Raw genomic sequence first — 3009 nt, 5'->3', positions numbered from 1 at the left:
AAATGTTAGTCCGCTACTGGCGAACAAATATAAGATGAATATTGTAAGTATTGCCATGCGTTCCTACCACTTCATGTTCCGTGCCAATACGTTCCCCGAACGGGAAAAAGCGGATTTATTAATAGAACCGTATAACCTGGATGGATACAGCAATACCGAACTGGAAAAAGCAGAAGAAATATTTATGCAGGGATACAATGCCGCTAACACTCTTCTGGATCAGTTGAAAGCGGATCAGGGAACCATCTGGAAAGATGAAAGTAATTATCAAATCATAAAATAAAAAAGAGAATGGGGAAAGATGAAAAAATGATTATCTATCAAGTGTTTACGCGCTTGTTTGGTAACAATCATAATCACTGCATCAATAACGGGAACATAACAGAAAACGGATGCGGTAAAATGGCGGACTTTACAGCCAAGGCACTCAATGAAATAAAGAAGTTGGGAGCCACCCATATCTGGTATACCGGTATCATAGAGCATGCCACGCAAACGGATTATCGCCGTTACAACATACGTCCCGATCATCCGGCTATTGTTAAGGGCAAAGCAGGCTCTCCTTATGCCATCAAGGATTATTATGACGTGGATCCGGACTTGGCAAACGATGTACAGGAGCGTATGAAGGAATTTGAAAATCTGGTACAACGTACTCATCGCAGCGGTCTGAAAGTCATTATCGATTTTGTTCCGAATCACGTTGCCCGCCAATATCATTCGGATGCACAACCTGACGGAACTTCACAGTTGGGTGCAAATGATGATCCTAATTACGCTTTCAGCCCATATAATAATTTTTACTATATCCCTCAATCCGAATTGCACGGTCAGTTCGATATGAAAGGATCGGCTGCTGAACCTTATAAAGAATGTCCTGCCAAGGCTACGGGGAACAATCGTTTCGATGCTTATCCCAACATCACCGACTGGTACGAAACCGTGAAGCTGAATTATGGAGTGGACTATCAGAATGGTGGAACCTGTCATTTCAATCCCACTCCGGACACCTGGACAAAGATGCTGGATATCCTTCTTTTCTGGGCAGACAAGAATATCGACGGTTTTCGTTGTGACATGGCGGAAATGGTTCCGGTTGAGTTCTGGGAATGGGTGATTCCGCAAGTGAAAGAAAAGCATCCTGACTTGTTATTCATTGCAGAGGTTTATAATCCGGCAGAATATCAGAATTACATATTCCGCGGAAAATTTGATTATCTATATGACAAAGTAGGTCTTTATGATACACTTCGCAATGTGATTTGCGGCTATGATTCAGCTACGGCCATTACCCGTTCCTGGCAAAGTCTGGGTGGCATCGAGAAACGGATGCTGAATTTCCTGGAGAACCATGACGAACAGCGCATTGCTTCTGATTTCTTTGCCGGCAATCCACGTAAAGCCATTCCGGGATTGATTGTTTCAGCTTGTATGAATACCAATCCGATGATGATTTATTTCGGGCAGGAATTCGGTGAACTGGGCATGGATAGCGAAGGTTTCAGTGGCAGAGATGGGCGTACCACTATTTTTGATTATTGGAGCGTGGATACTATTCGTCGCTGGCGGAATGGTGGAAAATTCGACGGTAAGATGCTGACGGAAGACCAAAAACACATCTATAGTATCTACCAACGCATCCTGACGCTTTGCAACAAAGAAAAAGCAATCACTGAAGGAGAATTCTTCGATCTTATGTATGCCAACGCAAATGGCTGGCGCTTCAATGAGCATAAACAATACACATTCTTGCGCAAAGCTGGAAAAGAGTTATTGTTCATTATCGTGAACTTTGACCACATTTCAGTAGATGTAGCTATCAATGTGCCTTCTCATGCCTTTGACTTCCTGCAAATACCGCAGATGGATATTTATCCGGCGGTAGATTTGCTAACCGGAAAGACGGAAAGTATTAGTTTACTGCCTTATAAGGCTACGGAAATTTCTGTAGAAGGATATAGTGGAAAGATATTGAAAATCAAGTTATAATAAGATTTTCACCACGGAGTAACACAGAGTTCCACAGAGTAATCTTTATTCGAAAGAATCCTTATTACTCTGTGGAACTCTGTGTTACTCCGTGGTGCTTTCTCCTTCCAGTTTTTCCTTCAGTCTGTACAGACGCGTAATGGCCGGATTGTAAAACTCATCCGGATAATGCGCTTTGATATCGTTTATATTTGCCACTACGTATTGTCTAAGATTCACAATCTTTTCGGCCTCACTTAGTTGTAACTCTTTGGGTAACTGTGCGTTCTCAGCCCACTTCATCAGGCATTCACACTTTCCTCATCATACTTATATTCCATATGTTCGTATAATTTTTCTACAAAGATATAAACAAATGATAAAAACACACATACCCCTTCGAACTTTTTCTGTGGAGACGTGTTATATTATTGTGTTTTTCATAGTATTAGATATAAGATTAATTAAAGGAGACTGTACCCGCTTGTGATAAGTAAGTACATCAAAAACAGAAGCGTCTGTTTGATTGATAAATGTGTAAGGAGCATCGGTTTACCAGAGCCGATGCTTTTTTTGTCCCTGTTTGTAGCATGTTAGGAAAATTATGCGTAATTTTGTCAGATAATAAGGAAAATACCAATATGAACATCCCTGTTATTTTTCAATTCTTGAAAGAAGTGTCCGCTAACAATAACCGCGAATGGTTCAATGCTCACAAGGACTTGTATGAAGAAGCCCGTGGGGAATTTGAGAACCTGTTATCGGCTATAATTACCCGTATCTCGCTTTTCGATGAAAGTATTCGTGGCGTTCAAGTCAAAGACTGTACTTACCGGATTTATCGTGATACGCGCTTTTCGCAGGACAAGACCCCGTATAAAACTCATTTGGGCGGATACATCAACGCCCGCGGTAAGAAATCAGACCACTGCGGTTACTATGTTCACATTGAACCGGGCAACTGTCTGTTGGCAGGTGGTAGCTATTGCCTGCCTCCTAAGACGCTGAAAGCCGTGCGACAGGCAGTGTATGATAACATAG

2 protein-coding genes and 2 pseudogenes are annotated in these 3009 nt (G+C 41.8%); 3 read left to right on the top strand and 1 reads right to left on the bottom strand.

Annotated features, from left to right (window positions below):
- Together BACCELL_RS26195 and BACCELL_RS20860 are read left to right on the top strand one after the other, a co-directional pair.
- A pseudogene (locus BACCELL_RS26195) lies at positions 1–283 on the top strand (patatin-like phospholipase family protein); the annotation flags it as partial.
- A gap of 8 nt (positions 284–291) precedes the next feature.
- Positions 292–1989, top strand: coding sequence for an alpha-amylase family protein (locus BACCELL_RS20860; RefSeq protein ID WP_007214046.1), 1698 nt, complete (start codon positions 292–294; stop codon positions 1987–1989).
- Positions 1990–2073: 84 nt separating this feature from the next.
- Here the strand turns inward: BACCELL_RS20860 and BACCELL_RS20855 are convergent.
- Positions 2074–2309, bottom strand: a pseudogene (locus BACCELL_RS20855) (DUF6965 family protein).
- 300 nt (positions 2310–2609) lie between these two features.
- On the opposite strand from BACCELL_RS20855, the gene BACCELL_RS20850 reads away from it, so the two are divergent.
- A partial coding sequence (locus BACCELL_RS20850) for a TIGR02453 family protein (protein ID WP_044154272.1) occupies positions 2610–3009 on the top strand: 400 nt, incomplete at its 3' end.

It is taken from the genome of Bacteroides cellulosilyticus DSM 14838 (assembly GCF_000158035.1).
Lineage (GTDB): Bacteria > Bacteroidota > Bacteroidia > Bacteroidales > Bacteroidaceae > Bacteroides > Bacteroides cellulosilyticus.
The sequence above is the reverse complement of the archived record's forward strand: the minus strand, read 5'-3'. Positions and strand labels throughout refer to the sequence as shown.